This window comes from Pseudomonas sp. 43A, from assembly GCF_013363935.1.
GTDB lineage: Bacteria > Pseudomonadota > Gammaproteobacteria > Pseudomonadales > Pseudomonadaceae > Aquipseudomonas > Aquipseudomonas crudilactis.
In genome coordinates this window covers 4,853,279-4,868,842 of sequence record NZ_CP054880.1, presented here as the reverse complement: position 1 = coordinate 4,868,842, position 15,564 = coordinate 4,853,279, and the positions used below count along the sequence as shown (strand labels likewise).

The window sequence follows — 15,564 nt, the reverse complement described above, 5'->3', positions numbered from 1 at the left end:
CGTGCACCGGTTATGGCAGGAGCTTTTTCAGATCCTCCAGTGCAACCGGTCTGCTGTGCAGATAGCCTTGATACAAATGGCAGCCCAAACCCTGCAGGAACGCCAGTTGTTCCGGGGTTTCCACGCCCTCGGCAATCACCTCCAGCTCAAGGCTGCGCGCCATGGCGACGATTGCGCGGATGATCTCGGCATCGTTCGGATCGGTCGTCGCATCGCGAATAAACGACTGATCGATTTTCAGCGTGTCCACCGGCAGCCGTTTGAGGTAAGTCAGCGACGAATAACCGGTGCCGAAATCATCCATGGCGAAACTTACGCCGAGCTTTTTCAGCCGGCGCATTTTGCTGATGGTGTCTTCCAGATTCTGGATGACGATGCCTTCGGTGATCTCCAGTTTCAGTAGCGAACAGGGCAGGCCATGGCTGCTCATGCTGTGCTCGATGCGCTCGACAAAGTCGTTCTGGCGGAACTGTCGTGGACTGATGTTCACGCACAGGCTGAAATTCAGCGGATCGACCAGCTTCAACGCAATCAGTTGTTTGAAGGCGTTGCAGGCTTCGTCGAGGATCCAGGTGCCGACTTCGAGAATCAGGCCGCTGTCTTCCAGCACTTTGATGAACTCGGTGGGTGACTGCGCGCCCAGCTCCGGGTGATTCCAGCGCACCAAGGCTTCGGCACCGATGATGCGGTTGTCGCGGGCGTCGACCTGCGGCTGAAAGTGCACGTTGAATTCACCGCGCGACAGCGCCAGGCGCAAGTCGGTCTCCATGCGCAGCCGTTCGCTGGCGGCTTTCTGCATGGTGTTGTGGTACATCTGCGTGGTGTTGCGCCCGGAATCCTTGGCCCGGTACAGGGCAATGTCGGCGCGTTTGAGCAGGTCGGTCGGCGTCGAGCCGTGATCGGGGATCAGCGCTACGCCAATGCTTGGCGTGACTTGCAGGCGCTGGCCGTCGAGGAACATCGGTTCCGAGAGCAATTCACGCAGGGTGTCGGCCAGATTGCGCACTTGCGCGCTGACTTCATTACGCGAGCCTTCGAGACCGCTGAGCAGCACGACAAACTCGTCGCCACCGAGGCGCGCGACCGTGTCTTCCATGCGCACGCTGGCTTCGAGCCGCGCGGTGATGATCTTCAGCACCGTGTCGCCGACCGGGTGGCCGAGGGAATCGTTGATGTGCTTGAAGTGATCGAGGTCGAGAAACAGCAAGGCGCCGCGCAGGTTGTGGCGCTTGAGCAGGGCGATCTGCTGGCTCAGGCGATCCATCAGCAGGGCGCGGTTGGGCAGGTTGGTCAGCGGGTCGTGATAGGCCAGATGTCGAATCTGCGCTTCGGCGTTTTTCAGCAGGCTGACGTCCCGCGCGGTCAGCAGCAGGCACGCGGTTTCATTGAGAGTGATCGGCTCGACCGAGACCTCCACCGTCAGAATTTCCCCGCGTTTGTTGCGCCCGAGCATTTCCTGGTGGTGTACGCGACCCTTGATCTGCAACTCGGCGAGTAACGCCGAACGCTGTTTCTCTTCAGCCCAAATACCCACCTGATAAACCGTTTTGCCCACGACCTCTTCGGCACGATAGCCAGTGAGACGGCAAAAACCGTCGTTGACCTCCAGATAACGCCCGGTGTCGCGCTCGGTAATGGTGATTGCGTCGGGACTGGAGTGGAACGCCTTGGCGAATTTCTCCTCACTGGCTTTCAGCGCCGCTTCCGAGCGCTGCTGCTGGGTAATGTCGCGCAGGGTGGTGACGATACAAGCCTGGTCGCCGACGCTGATCTGCCGGCTGGAAATCACACAGGTCAGCGACTGGCCGTCCTTGTGCTGGACGATGATCGCGACATTGCTCAAGCCCTGTTCGCGAATCACCCGTTCAATCCGTTGCAGGCTTTTCGCCGAGGCGTCCCACAGGCCAATTTCTTCTGCGGTATGGCCGATGACGTCGGCGGCGCTCCAGCCGAACGTCTGGGTAAAGCTGTTATTGATCTCGATGAACTCGCCGCTGTCCTGGCGGGTGACGCAGATCGGGTCCGGGCTGACCTGGAACAGCGTGGCGAATTTCTCTTCCGAGGCCACCAGCCGCTGTTCACGCTCGACCTGATCGGTGATGTCGAGCAGTGTGCCGGCCATGCGCAGCGGTGCGCCGTTGTCGTCGCGGTAGAGGCGGGCGCGGCTTTCCAGATAGCGCGAACTGCCGTCCGGCAATTGCACGCGATAGGTCAGTTGATAATTGCCCGCCGGACCTTCGCGCAGGCTGCGGTAGGCGTCGCGCATGCTGTCGCGCTCTTCGCCGGGCACGCCTTCGAAAAACTCTTCGAACGATTCATGAAACGGTTTCGGCTCCAGTCCGTGCAATTGCGCGGCCCGCGCCGAGCCGTAGAGCATGCCGCTGGGTATGTGCCAGTCCCAGGTGCCGAGTTGCGCCGAGTCCAGCGCCAGATCGAGACGTTCCTGGCTGTCCTTCAAGGCGTGTTCGGCGGCTTTGCGTTCGGTGGTGTCGAGGAAGGTGCTGAGCAGATACGGCTGGCCTTCGAGCTCGACTTTCTGCGCACTGAGAATGCCGTCGTGAATCTGCCCGTTGCTGGCGCGAAACTGCACCTCCATGCTGATCAATTCGCCCTTGGTGTTGGTCTTCTTCACCAGTTCGCCGCGTTGCTCCGGGTGCACCCACAAACCCAGCTCAAGGGTGGTACGGCCGATGGCGCTCTGCACCGGCCAGCCGAACAGGCTTTCGAAATACTGATTGGCTTCGCTGATCAGACCGTCTTCCTGGCGGGTCAGCAAGACCATGTTCGGGCACAGGTGAAAAAGTGTCGCGAAACGTTTCTCCGAGCTGCTCAGTGCCTGTTCGCGTTGGCGCTGGTGGGTGATTTCACGAATCACCCCGATCATTCGGGGGCGGCCGTTTTTGTCCGGCAGCAAACTGCCGTTGATCTCCAGCCAGTGCAGGCTGCCGTCGGGCCAGCGGATGCGGTGGTGCATCGCTTGTTCCAGCGGCGCGCCGGCAATCACCGCGTGGAAGGCGCGAACGGTTTTTGCGCGGTCTTCGGGCGGCAGCAAATCGAGGTATTCGAGGTCTTCCGGCAACGGCTGGCGTGGATCGAAGCCGAACAACGCCTGAGTGCCCCGTGACCAACTGATCTGCCCGCGCTCGATGTCCCAATACCAGGCGCCGAGCCGCGCGCCGTTGAGCGCCGCCAGCAATTGCGGCGCACTCTCCCAGCTCTGCTCGGAATGACGCGGGTCAATCGCCTGAATACGCGGCATCGGCGGAGTTCGGTCAACAGATTTCGGCATTGTGGGCAGGCCTTGAGCTGATGGTGTCATTAGGCGCAGGGGCAGCGGCTCTATAGGAGTAGCACAAGTTGGCCTCAAGTCCCTGGCAGATCGAGTTGTGCGTCCAGCAATGCCATAAAGGCTCTCGCCGCATTCGATAGCGTCCGTTCGGTGTGCAGGATATAGCCTAGCTGGCGAGTGAGTTGTATGCCCGGTAAAGCGATGCTCGCCACCTGATCATCGAGCATGGTGCGCGGCAAAACGCTCCAGGCCAGGCCAATCGACACCATCATCTTGATGGTTTCCAGGTAGTTGGTGCTCATGGCGATGTTCGGCGTCAGGCCCTGGGCCTCGAACAAGCGTTGGACGATGTGGTGCGTGAAGGTGTTGCCACCGGGGAAAACCGCCGGATGACCGGCGATGTCCGCCAGATTGACGGGGCCATTGCTGATCAGCGAATGCTCAGGGGCAACCACGAAATCCAGCGGGTCGTCCCACACCGGCGTGGCTTTGACCAGTGCGTGCGGCTCTGGCGCCAGGGTGATGACCGCCAGTTCGGCGCGACCATGGAGAATTTCCTCGTAGGCCACTTCCGAATCGAGGAATTGAATATCCAGCGCCACCTGTGGGTAACGGCGGGTGAATTCCCTTAATAGAGGCGGCAAACGGTGCAGGCCAATGTGGTGACTGGTGGCCAGCGTCAGGCGACCGCTGACTTCGCCGGTGAGGTTGGTCAGGGCGCGGCGGGTGTCATCCAGCACGTTGAGAATCTGATAAGCCCGTGGCAACAGGGCGCGGCCGGCCTCGGTCAGGCCGACTTCACGGCCCAGTCGATCAAACAGACGCACCTTCAATTGCTGCTCCAGCCCGGCGATGCGTTTGCTGATCGCCGGCTGCGTCAGGTGCAGACGTTCGCCGGCACCGGAGAAGCTGCCGGTCTCGGCAATCGCGATAAAAGCGTTGAGGTTGGCCAGATCCATGTTCGTATTCCAGTTGGTTATCCAAAGCATAAAAAATATGAATTTGAGTTATTTAATCTAACCCCATAGGATCGGCCTCACAAGCCAAAGGGTTATTGATAAGCCCAGGGCATAGAAACAAGCTGATGAGGAACCGTCTGATGGCCGGCAAAACGCTCTACGACAAGCTCTGGGATTCGCATTTGGTCAAGCAGCGCGACGATGGCTCGGCGCTGATCTATATCGATCGTCATATCATTCACGAAGTGACTTCGCCGCAAGCCTTTGAAGGCCTGCGTCTGGCCGGGCGCAAGCCTTGGCGCATCGATGCCAACATCGCGACCCCGGACCACAACGTACCAACGACTCCTGAGCGCAAGGGCGGCATCGAAGCCATTGCCGACCAGGTCTCGCGTTTGCAGGTTCAGACCCTCGATGACAACTGTGATGAATACGGCATCGTCGAGTTCAAGATGAACGACGTCCGCCAAGGCATCGTCCACGTCATCAGCCCGGAGCAGGGCGCGACCTTGCCGGGCATGACCGTGGTCTGCGGCGACTCGCACACATCGACCCACGGCGCGTTCGGCGCTCTGGCTCACGGTATCGGCACTTCCGAGGTCGAGCACGTGCTCGCCACCCAGTGCCTGGTCGCCAAGAAAATGAAAAACATGCTGGTGCGCGTTGAAGGGCAATTGCCGTTCGGCGTGACCGCCAAGGACATCGTCCTCGCGGTGATCGGCAAGATCGGCACCGCCGGCGGTAACGGCCACGCCATCGAATTCGCTGGCAGCGCGATCCGCGACTTGTCCGTTGAAGGCCGCATGACCATCTGCAACATGTCCATCGAAGCTGGTGCCCGCGTGGGTCTGGTGGCGGCGGATCAGAAGACTGTCGACTATGTGAAAGGCCGCCCATTCGCCCCGAAAGGCGCGGAATGGGACATGGCCGTCGAAGCCTGGAAAGATCTGGTCTCCGACGCCGATGCCAAGTTCGATACCGTGGTTGAACTCGACGCTGCGCAGATCAAGCCGCAAGTCAGCTGGGGCACTTCGCCGGAAATGGTATTGGCCGTTGATCAGAACGTGCCGGACCCGGCCAAAGAGATGGATCTGGTCAAACGCGACTCGATCGTCCGTGCCTTGAAATACATGGGTTTGACCGCCAATCAGGCGATCACCGACATTCAGCTGGATCGCGTGTTCATCGGTTCCTGCACCAACTCGCGGATCGAAGATTTGCGCGCTGCGGCAGTGATTGCCAAGGGCCGCAAAGTCGCTTCGACCATCAAGCAAGCGATCGTGGTGCCGGGCTCGGGTCTGGTCAAGGCGCAGGCGGAGGCCGAAGGTCTCGACAAGATTTTCCTCGAAGCCGGTTTCGAATGGCGTGAGCCGGGTTGCTCGATGTGCCTGGCGATGAACCCGGACCGTTTGGAGTCCGGCGAGCATTGCGCCTCGACGTCCAACCGTAACTTCGAAGGCCGTCAGGGCGCCGGTGGCCGCACCCACCTCGTCAGCCCGGCCATGGCGGCTGCGGCAGCGGTGAACGGTCGTTTCATCGACGTTCGTGAATTGATCTAAAGGAGCGCAGCATGAAAGCTTTTACCCAGCACACTGGTCTTGTCGCGCCTTTGGATCGTGCCAACGTCGACACCGACCAAATCATTCCGAAACAGTTCTTGAAGTCGATCAAGCGCACCGGTTTCGGCCCGAACCTGTTCGATGAATGGCGTTACCTCGATGTTGGTCAGCCGTATCAGGACAACTCCAAGCGCCCGCTGAACAAGGACTTCGTCCTCAACGCCGAGCGTTATCAAGGCGCCAGCGTCTTGCTCGCTCGCGAGAACTTCGGTTGTGGCTCCAGCCGTGAACACGCGCCGTGGGCGCTGGAAGAATACGGTTTCCGCAGCATCATCGCGCCGAGCTACGCCGACATCTTCTTCAACAACAGCTTCAAGAACGGCTTGCTGCCGATCATTCTGAGCGACGCCGAAGTCGATGAATTGTTTAAGCAAGTTGAGGCTGAGCCGGGCTATCAATTGCAGGTCGATCTGCAAGCGCAGACAGTGACCAGCCCGAATGGCAAGGTGTACAGCTTTGAGATCGATGCGTTCCGCAAGCACTGCCTGTTGAACGGTCTGGACGATATCGGTCTGACCTTGCAGGACGGCGATGCGATTGCGACGTTTGAGGCCAAGCACCGGGTTCGCCAGCCGTGGTTGTTCCGCGACGCATAAGCAAGTTTTGAATTGATGCAGTTCAGGCTGGCCTCTTCGCGAGCAAGCTCGCTCCCACAGGGGAATGCATTTCAAATGTGGGAGCGAGCTTGCTCGCGAATGCGGTAGTCCAGGCAATACAAGGCTAAAGCCCAGAAGGAAGTCCCCATGACCAGCACCGCCCAACACGCTCAGGTCGTACAAAAGCAATTCGGTGAACAGGCCGCCGCCTACCTGAGCAGCGCCGTACACGCGCAAGGCACCGAATTCGCACTGCTACAGGCTGAGCTGGCCGGGCAGGGCGGGGCGCGGGTGCTGGATCTGGGTTGCGGCGCCGGTCACGTCAGTTTCCACGTGGCACCGCTGGTCAGGGAAGTGGTCGCCTACGACCTGTCGCAGCAAATGCTCGACGTGGTCGCCGCCGCTGCCGTTGATCGCGGTTTCACCAACATCGCCACAGTCAACGGCGCCGCCGAGCGTCTGCCGTTTGCCGATGGCGAGTTCGACTTCGTGTTCAGCCGTTATTCGGCGCATCACTGGAGCGATCTGGGTGTGGCCCTGCGCGAAGTGCGTCGTGTGCTGAAGCCGGGCGGTGTGGCGGCGTTCGTTGACGTGTTGTCACCGGGCAGTCCGTTGTTCGACACTTACCTGCAGAGCGTCGAAGTGCTGCGCGACACCAGCCATGTGCGCGACTATTCAGGCGCCGAATGGTTGCGTCAGGTCAGCGAAGCCGGTTTGCATGTGCGCAGCGCCACGCGTCAGCGCCTGCGTCTGGAGTACACCAGCTGGGTTGAGCGCATGCGCACACCTGAAGTGATGCGCGCAGCGATCCGTCAGTTGCAGCAGTCGATGGGCCACGAAGTGCGCGAATATTTTGAGATTGAGGCCGATGGCTCGTTCAGTACAGATGTAATTGTATTGATGGCCGAGCGATAAGAATTTTTCCGGGCGCGCCTGAGATGGCGCACCGACTGAAGACACGAGGAAAGCATGAGCAAGCAGATTCTGATTCTCCCAGGTGACGGTATTGGTCCGGAAATCATGGCCGAAGCGGTCAAGGTGCTGGAGCTGGCCAACGACAAATACAGCCTGGGCTTCGAGCTGAGCCATGACGTGATCGGTGGCGCCGCCATCGACAAGCACGGCGTGCCGCTGGCCGATGAAACCCTCGACCGTGCCCGCGCTGCTGACGCCGTGTTGCTGGGCGCCGTCGGTGGCCCGAAATGGGACGCCATCGAGCGTGACATCCGCCCTGAGCGCGGTCTGCTGAAAATCCGTGCGCAACTGGGCCTGTTCGGCAACCTGCGTCCGGCGATCCTGTACCCGCAACTGGCCGATGCTTCGAGCCTGAAGCCGGAAATCGTTGCCGGTCTGGATATCCTCATCGTCCGTGAGCTGACCGGCGGTATCTACTTCGGCGCGCCACGCGGCACCCGTACTCTGGAAAACGGCGAGCGTCAGTCCTACGACACGCTGCCGTACAGCGAGAGCGAAATCCGCCGCATCGCCCGTGTCGGTTTCGACATGGCCATGGTTCGTGGCAAAAAGCTCTGCTCGGTGGACAAGGCCAACGTGCTGGCTTCCAGCCAACTGTGGCGTGAAGTGGTCGAACAAGTGGCCAAGGATTACCCGCAAGTCGAACTGAGCCACATGTACGTCGACAACGCCGCCATGCAACTGGTGCGCGCGCCGAAGCAGTTCGACGTGATCGTCACCGACAACCTGTTCGGCGACATCCTGTCCGATGAAGCGTCGATGCTCACCGGCTCCATCGGCATGCTGCCGTCGGCTTCGCTGGATTCGAACAACAAGGGCATGTACGAGCCTTGCCACGGTTCCGCTCCGGACATCGCTGGCAAAGGCATCGCCAACCCGTTGGCGACCATTTTGTCGGTGTCGATGATGCTGCGTTACAGCTTCAATCTGCACGACGCGGCCGATGCCATCGAGAAAGCCGTGAGCGTGGTATTGGATCAAGGCTTGCGCACCGGTGACATCTATTCGCCGGGTTGTAGCAAAGTCGGTACGCAGGAAATGGGCGACGCAGTAGTCGCCGCGCTGCGGAATCTGTAATCTCTCGGGCCCGCTGCGAAATTCAATACAAAGCAGCGGCCCACTTTTCAAGAAGGTGTAGTTGCGATGAAACGTGTAGGTCTGATCGGTTGGCGCGGGATGGTCGGTTCCGTGCTCATGCAGCGGATGCTGGAAGAGCAGGATTTCGATCTAATCGAGCCGGTGTTTTTCACCACGTCCAACGTCGGTGGCCAAGGCCCGTCCGTGGGCAAGGACATTGCTCCGCTCAAGGATGCTTACAGCATTGACGAGCTGAAGACCCTCGACGTGATTCTGACCTGCCAGGGCGGCGACTACACCAGCGAAGTGTTCCCGAAGCTGCGCGAAGCCGGCTGGCAGGGTTACTGGATCGACGCGGCCTCGAGCCTGCGCATGAACGATGACGCGGTGATCATTCTCGACCCGGTCAACCGCAAGGTCATCGACCAGCAGCTCGACGCGGGCACCAAGAACTACATCGGCGGCAACTGCACCGTCAGCCTGATGCTGATGGGCCTGGGCGGTCTGTTCGAAGCCGGTCTGGTCGAGTGGATGAGCGCCATGACCTATCAGGCGGCCTCCGGTGCCGGCGCGCAGAACATGCGTGAACTGATCAAGCAAATGGGCGCGACCCACGCTGCTGTCGCCGATCAACTGGCTGATCCGGCCAGTGCGATCCTCGACATCGACCGTCGCGTGGCCGATGCCATGCGCAGCGAAGCGTACCCGACCGAAAACTTTGGCGTACCGCTGGCCGGCAGCCTGATCCCGTGGATCGACAAGGAACTGCCGAACGGCCAGAGCCGCGAAGAGTGGAAAGCCCAGGCCGAGACCAACAAGATCCTCGGTCGCTTCAAGAGCCCGATCCCGGTCGACGGCATCTGCGTGCGCATCGGCGCCATGCGCTGCCACAGCCAGGCGCTGACCATCAAGCTGAACAAAGACGTGCCGATCGCCGATATCGAAGGGCTGATCAGCCAGCACAACCCTTGGGTCAAACTGGTACCGAACCAGCGCGAAATCAGCATGCAGGAGCTGAGCCCGACCAAGGTCACCGGCACCCTGAATGTTCCGGTCGGTCGTCTGCGCAAGCTGAACATGGGTTCGCAGTTCGTCGGTGCCTTCACCGTTGGCGACCAACTGCTGTGGGGCGCGGCCGAGCCGCTGCGTCGCATGTTGCGGATTTTGCTTGAGCGTTGATTGCTTGAAGTAATGAAAGAACCCGTGCCTTGAAAGGGGTGCGGGTTTTTTTATGCCTGGAGTTTCCAGGCACCGCAAATGTCGGGCAGAAATTGCCTGTGCGCCAGTCACCCGGTAAAGTGCCGCTCCCCCCGTTTCGCCAGAGGCTCGCACCATGACCCAGACCCTAGATATTGCCGTGATCGGCGCCACCGGTACTGTCGGCGAAACCCTCGTTCAGATTCTCGAAGAACGCGACTTCCCGGTCGGTAATCTGCACTTGCTGGCGAGCAGCGAATCCGCCGGCAGCTCGGTGCTGTTCCGCAACAAGAACGTGCGCGTTCGCGAAGTCGACGAGTTCGATTTCAGCAAGGTCAAACTGGTGTTTTTCGCCGCTGGCCCGGCTATCACCCTGAGCTACGCCGCCCGTGCCCACGCCGCCGGTTGCTCGCTGATCGACCTGTCCGGCGCGCTGCCGGCCGCTCAGGCGCCGCAAGTGGTGCCGGAAGCCAACGCCGAAGTACTCGCCGGTTTGAAAGCGCCGTTCCAGGTCAGCAGCCCGAGTCCGTCGGCCACCACCCTCGCCGTGGTGTTGACGCCGTTGCTCGATCTGATCGACCTGCAATACGTCAATGTCAGCGCCAGTCTGGCGATGTCCGCCCAAGGTCGCGAAGCGGTGACTGAGCTGGCGCGGCAAACTGCCGAGCTGCTGAATATGCGCCCGCTGGAACCAACGTTTTTTGATCGGCAAGTAGCGTTCAACCTGCTGGCCCAGGTCGGCACGCCCGACGCGCAGGGTCATACACCGCTGGAAAAACGTCTGGTGCGCGAGCTGCGTCAGGTGCTGGCACTGCCTTTATTAAAGATTTCCGCAACTTGCGTTCAAGCCCCGGTGTTTTTTGGCGATAGCTTTAGCGTGACCTTGCAGTCAACGCAGGCTGTCGACCTGGAAAAGGTCAACGCTGCACTCGAAGCAGCGCCGGGCATTGAGCTGGTCGAGGCCGGTGATTACCCGACTGCAGTCGGTGACGCGGTAGGGCAGGATGTTGTCTATGTCGGTCGCGTGCGCAACGGTGTCGACGACCCGGCGGAACTAAATCTGTGGCTGACGTCAGATAACGTACGCAAAGGCGCAGCCCTAAACGCTGTGCAGGTGGCTGAATTGTTGATAAAAGACCTGCTGTAAAAGATACTTGGCAACAATTTGTCGACTGATTCTAGGTGAGCGCTATGCTTGCCCAGATTGCTTGATAACGTGTCACCCTCCGGGACTTTCCGGGGCATCAAAGAAATGATCGCGCGCGACATCTGTCGTCGTCGCGCGCAATGCCTTACGGCAGCGGTATTCAACATCTTCTCGCTGGCCGAGGAACGTTCAAACAAAGGATGAGGCTATGGTTCAAGTTCGCAAACTGGTGTTAGCAATAGCGGCCGCCTCGGCGCTGTCCTCCGGTATGGCGCATGCCCTCGGGCTCGGGGAGCTGACCCTGAAGTCGACCCTGAACCAGCCGCTGGTGGCTGAAATCGAGCTGCTCGACGTCAAGGATCTCACCGCTGCCGAAGTGGTGCCGAGCCTGGCTTCACCTGAAGACTTTGCCAAGGCCGGCGTCGATCGCCAGGCCTTCCTCAATGATCTGACCTTCACCCCGGTGCTCAACGCCAGTGGCAAAAGCGTACTGCGCGTCACCTCGAGCAAACCGCTGTCGGAGCCGATGGTCAAATTCCTCGTGCAGGTGATGTGGCCGAACGGCCGTCTGCTGCGCGATTACAGTGTGCTGCTCGATCCGTCGAAGTTCTCGCCACAGACCGCTGATGCTGCCGCACAACCGGCGCCGTCGCAGACCATCACTGCGCCAACCACTGGCGCTACGCACCCGACGCAATACACCACCACGCCGCGCGACACCTTGTGGGAAATCGCCGCGAAGGCGCGTACCGGCGGTTCTGTGCAGCAGACCATGCTGGCCATTCAAGCGCTCAACCCGGATGCGTTCATTGGCGGCAACATCAACCGCCTGAAAACCGGTCAAGTGCTGCGCCTGCCGGATTCGGTACAAAGCACTGCATTGCCGCAATCGAAAGCGATTGCTGAAGTGGCGGCGCAGAACGAAGCCTGGCGTCAGGGCCGTCGTTATGTGGCTAAGCCAGGCACCGGTCAGCAGCAGCTCGATGCGACCAACCGTGGTCGTGGCAATACCGGTGCAGCACAGAACGCCCAGGACAATCTGAGTCTGGTCTCCGCTGAAAGCGCCAAGGCGCGCGGCAAAGGCCCGGCGGGTGATGCCAAGGCGCTGAGCAACAAGCTCGCGGTCACTCAGGAAAGCCTCGACACGACCCGTCGTGACAATGAGGAACTGAAAAGCCGCGTGTCCGATTTGCAAAGCCAGATGGACAAGCTGCAAAAGCTGATCGAGCTGAAGAACAATCAACTGGCGAAACTGCAGGCCGAAGGGGCGGGCGCTGCACCGGCCGCGAACGGCGCAGTCGCGCCGGTTCCGGCGATCACTGCTGAGCTGGCGGCGACACCGCCAGCCACTCCGGCAGAAGCCGCGGCGGCATCGCCGACGCCAGAATCTGCCATTGCGCCACCCGCCGAGACGCCGGTTGAGCCTGTGGTCGAACCAGTTGTCGAAACCAAGCCTGCCGTCGATGATGACAAGACCTTCAACGAGCTGCTGACCAACCCGATCCTGTTGGGTCTGATCGGTGGTGGCGCAGTTGTTCTGCTGCTTCTGCTGTTGCTGCTGGCGCGTCGCCGCAAAGCTCAGCAGGAAGCCGAGAAACATCTGCGCATGGCCCGAGCGCTGTCTGAGGAGCAAGAGTTCTCCGCCGAGCAGGATCTGCCGGAAAGCAGCTTCGAAGGTCTGGAGACCCCTGCGGCGAGCGTCAAGCTCAACACCCCGGCGCCTGCTCCTGCTCCAGTCGTGGCTCCGGTAGTGGCGCCGATCGTGATGGCTGAGCCGATTGCCGCGCCGCTGGTGGCACCGGCCGCCGAGCGCTCCGATGACGTGCTCGACAAGGCGCAATCGCACATCAACGCCGGCCGTTTGAATCAGGCTGCCGCACTGCTGGAAGAGGGCGTCAGCCTGGAGCCGCAGCGCAGTGATCTGCGTCTGAAACTGATGGAAGTCTATGGTCAGCAGGGTGACCGCGATGCGTTCGTCGGTCAGGAGCGTCAACTGGTGGCCAATGGCGACAACTTCGCCAAGGTTGAGGAGCTGAAGAGCCGCTTCCCAGCGATGGCCGTCGTGGCTGCCGCTGGTTTGGCGGCTGCTGCCGTCGCAGCCGAACTGGATGCGCAATACGTCAAGGATCTGCTGCTGGACGAGCCAGAAGTACCTGCGCCAGCCCCGGTTGAAGATGACCTGGACAGCGCGTTTGACCTGAGCCTGGACGATCTCGACAACATCACGCCGGTAGAGCCTGCGCCGGTGGTTGAGGCAGAAGCGCCGGTCGAGCTGGACGAATTCCCGTCCGACGACGACCTGAGCTTCGAATCGGTGCTGCAACAGCAGACCGAGATCAAAGAGAACCTGGACGACCTGTCGGACTTCGACCTGGATATGGATCTGGGGGCCGAGCCGGCGCCTGCGATTGATCTGGCGGACGATGATTTCCTGCTGGATCTGGACGAAGGCGTGAAGGACCTGTCGCCAGTCGAGCCGCCGGCCGTCGCTGACGTGCCACAGGATGATCTGGAGCTGCCGGCCGATTTCGACCTGTCGCTGGCCGACGAAATGGACAGCAATCCAGCGGCGGAACCGGATGCGTTCGCTACCGAACTGGATGATGTCAACGCCGAGCTGGATCGTCTGTCGCAAACCATTGCCGAACCGACCTTCACCGAAGCCGATGCGGCAATCGGTGGTGATCTGGGCGAAGATGATTTTGACTTCCTCGCCGGCACTGATGAAGCCGCTACCAAGCTCGATCTGGCCCAGGCCTACATCGACATGGGCGACAGCGACGGTGCACGCGACATCCTCAACGAAGTGTTGACCGAGGGTGACGAGAAGCAGCGTGGCGAGGCCAAGGACATGCTCTCGAGCTTGTAGTAAGCCCGGCGGTAAATGAAAACGGCAGCCCATTTAGGCTGCCGTTTTTGTTTGTGCCGGATCCAGTGGTGTCTGATCCATCGCTTTCGCGAGCAGGCTCGCTCCCACATTTGGAATGCATTTCCCCTGTGGGAGCGAGCTTGCTCGCGAAAGCGGTGTTACAGGCGACAGAGAACTCTCTGGCATCCCTGAACCACCGCCTTATAATGCCCGCCTTTGCACAAACAGCAGGCTGTCCCACCTTGGCAAACATAGATAACCCGGTCGCCGAAATGGCCCCCGACGGCTTTTACCGCGTCGCGCTGGGCGTGGAGTACAAAGGCTCGCGCTACAGTGGCTGGCAGCGTCAGTTGACGGGTGTGGCGACGGTGCAGGAAGAACTCGAAAAAGCCCTGTCGAAAGTCGCCAACTCACCGGTTTCACTACAGTGCGCCGGACGCACCGACGCGGGCGTGCATGCCTGCGGACAAGTGGTGCACTTTGATACGACGGTCGATCGTTCGCTGAAGGCCTGGGTCATGGGCGCCAACATCAATCTGCCGCATGACATCAGCGTCAGTTGGGCGCGGGTGATGCCGGCGCATTTCCATGCGCGCTTCAAAGCTATCGCGCGGCGTTATCGCTATGTGATCTACAACGATCAGATCCGTCCGGCGCATCTCAACGAAGAAATCACCTGGAACCATCGCCCGCTCGACGTCGAGCGCATGGCCGAGGCCGCGCAATACCTGATTGGCACCCACGATTTCAGTGCGTTCCGCGCCGGGCAGTGCCAGGCCAAGTCGCCGATCAAGAAGATGCATCACCTGCGCGTGACCCGTCACGGCAAGATGATCGTGCTCGACATCCGCGCCAATGCGTTCCTGCATCACATGGTGCGCAATATCGCCGGGGTGCTGATGACCATCGGTGCCGGCGAACGTCCGGTGGAGTGGATGAAAGAAGTTCTGGAAAGCCGCGAGCGCCGGTCCGGCGGTGTCACGGCGCATCCGTACGGCTTGTATCTGGTGCAGGTCGAGTACCACGACGAATTCCCGTTGCCCGAGCGTTTTATCGGGCCACATTTCCTTACGGGTTTCTCCGAACTTGACGGCTGACGCCCTTGAACGCTTTTGTTACCATCCGGGACTTTCCCGGATTTTGCCTTGGAGTTTTTCTCGACATGTCAGCCGTTCGCAGCAAGATCTGCGGGATTACCCGCATAGAAGATGCGTTGGCCGCCGTCGAAGCCGGGGCGGATGCGATCGGGTTCGTGTTCTACGCCAAGAGTCCGCGTGCTGTCACCGTGCAGCAGGCGCGGGCGATTATTCAGGCATTGCCGCCGTTCGTGACCACCGTGGGCCTGTTCGTCAACGCCAGCCGCTGCGAGTTGGGGGAAATCCTCGATGCCGTGCCGCTGGATCTGTTGCAGTTCCATGGCGATGAAGTCGCTGAAGACTGCGAAGGCTGGCATCGTCCGTATATCAAGGCGCTGCGGGTCAAGGCTGGCGACGATATTGCGGCAGCGATTGATGCCTATCCAAGCGCCAGTGGCGTGCTGCTCGACACCTACGTTGAGGGCGTGCCCGGTGGAACCGGGGAGGCGTTTGACTGGTCATTGATTCCGCAAGGTTTGAGCAAACCGTTGATTCTGGCCGGTGGTTTGACCCCGCAGAACGTTGCAGACGCCGTGGCTCGGGTGAAACCGTACGCGGTAGACGTCAGCGGTGGGGTAGAGGCGAGCAAGGGCATCAAGGATCACGCAAAGATTCACGCGTTCATCAACGCGGTACGCAAAGCGCCATATTGATGTGACGGCTGGCAGTCTGCCGCCGTCCATCAATGCACTTGCACAAA

The 15,564-nt window shown here is 60.5% G+C and carries 11 protein-coding genes; 9 read left to right on the top strand and 2 right to left on the bottom strand.

Annotated elements, in window-relative coordinates:
* Window positions 1–10: 10 nt before the first annotated feature.
* A complete protein-coding gene (locus tag HUW52_RS21360; RefSeq protein WP_175554838.1) occupies window positions 11–3,289 on the bottom strand; it encodes a PAS domain S-box protein in 3,279 nt (1,092 codons plus the stop codon).
* A 74-nt stretch (window positions 3,290–3,363) separates the two neighbouring features.
* Complete coding sequence (locus HUW52_RS21355; RefSeq protein ID WP_016984526.1) at window positions 3,364–4,248, bottom strand: LysR family transcriptional regulator; 885 nt, start codon at window positions 4,246–4,248, stop codon at window positions 3,364–3,366.
* A gap of 140 nt (window positions 4,249–4,388) precedes the next feature.
* On the opposite strand from HUW52_RS21355, the gene leuC reads away from it, so the two are divergent.
* The 9 genes from leuC (at window position 4,389) to HUW52_RS21310 (ending at window position 15,517) form a co-directional block, all read left to right on the top strand.
* Window positions 4,389–5,807: a 3-isopropylmalate dehydratase large subunit gene (gene leuC / locus HUW52_RS21350; RefSeq protein WP_016984527.1), complete on the top strand. Its 1,419-nt coding sequence runs from the start codon at window positions 4,389–4,391 to the stop codon at window positions 5,805–5,807.
* 11 nt (window positions 5,808–5,818) lie between these two features.
* A complete protein-coding gene (gene leuD, locus HUW52_RS21345) occupies window positions 5,819–6,463 on the top strand; it encodes a 3-isopropylmalate dehydratase small subunit (protein ID WP_175554837.1) in 645 nt (214 codons plus the stop codon).
* Window positions 6,464–6,610: 147 nt separating this feature from the next.
* Window positions 6,611–7,378 carry a class I SAM-dependent methyltransferase gene (locus HUW52_RS21340; protein WP_175554836.1) on the top strand — a complete coding sequence of 256 codons (768 nt, stop codon included), beginning with the start codon at window positions 6,611–6,613 and terminating at the stop codon, window positions 7,376–7,378.
* A gap of 54 nt (window positions 7,379–7,432) precedes the next feature.
* A complete protein-coding gene (leuB, locus tag HUW52_RS21335; RefSeq protein WP_016984530.1) occupies window positions 7,433–8,515 on the top strand; it encodes a 3-isopropylmalate dehydrogenase in 1,083 nt (360 codons plus the stop codon).
* Between the two features lie 66 nt (window positions 8,516–8,581).
* Complete coding sequence (gene asd, locus HUW52_RS21330; RefSeq protein WP_007913448.1) at window positions 8,582–9,694, top strand: aspartate-semialdehyde dehydrogenase; 1,113 nt, start codon at window positions 8,582–8,584, stop codon at window positions 9,692–9,694.
* A 154-nt stretch (window positions 9,695–9,848) separates the two neighbouring features.
* A complete protein-coding gene (locus HUW52_RS21325; protein WP_175554835.1) occupies window positions 9,849–10,859 on the top strand; it encodes an aspartate-semialdehyde dehydrogenase in 1,011 nt (336 codons plus the stop codon).
* Window positions 10,860–11,067: 208 nt separating this feature from the next.
* A complete protein-coding gene (locus HUW52_RS21320) occupies window positions 11,068–13,728 on the top strand; it encodes a FimV family protein (protein ID WP_175554834.1) in 2,661 nt (886 codons plus the stop codon).
* Window positions 13,729–14,000: 272 nt separating this feature from the next.
* Complete coding sequence (gene truA / locus HUW52_RS21315; protein WP_034152768.1) at window positions 14,001–14,825, top strand: tRNA pseudouridine(38-40) synthase TruA; 825 nt, start codon at window positions 14,001–14,003, stop codon at window positions 14,823–14,825.
* A gap of 65 nt (window positions 14,826–14,890) precedes the next feature.
* Window positions 14,891–15,517, top strand: coding sequence for a phosphoribosylanthranilate isomerase (locus HUW52_RS21310; RefSeq protein WP_175554833.1), 627 nt, complete (start codon window positions 14,891–14,893; stop codon window positions 15,515–15,517).
* Window positions 15,518–15,564 lie beyond the last annotated feature (47 nt).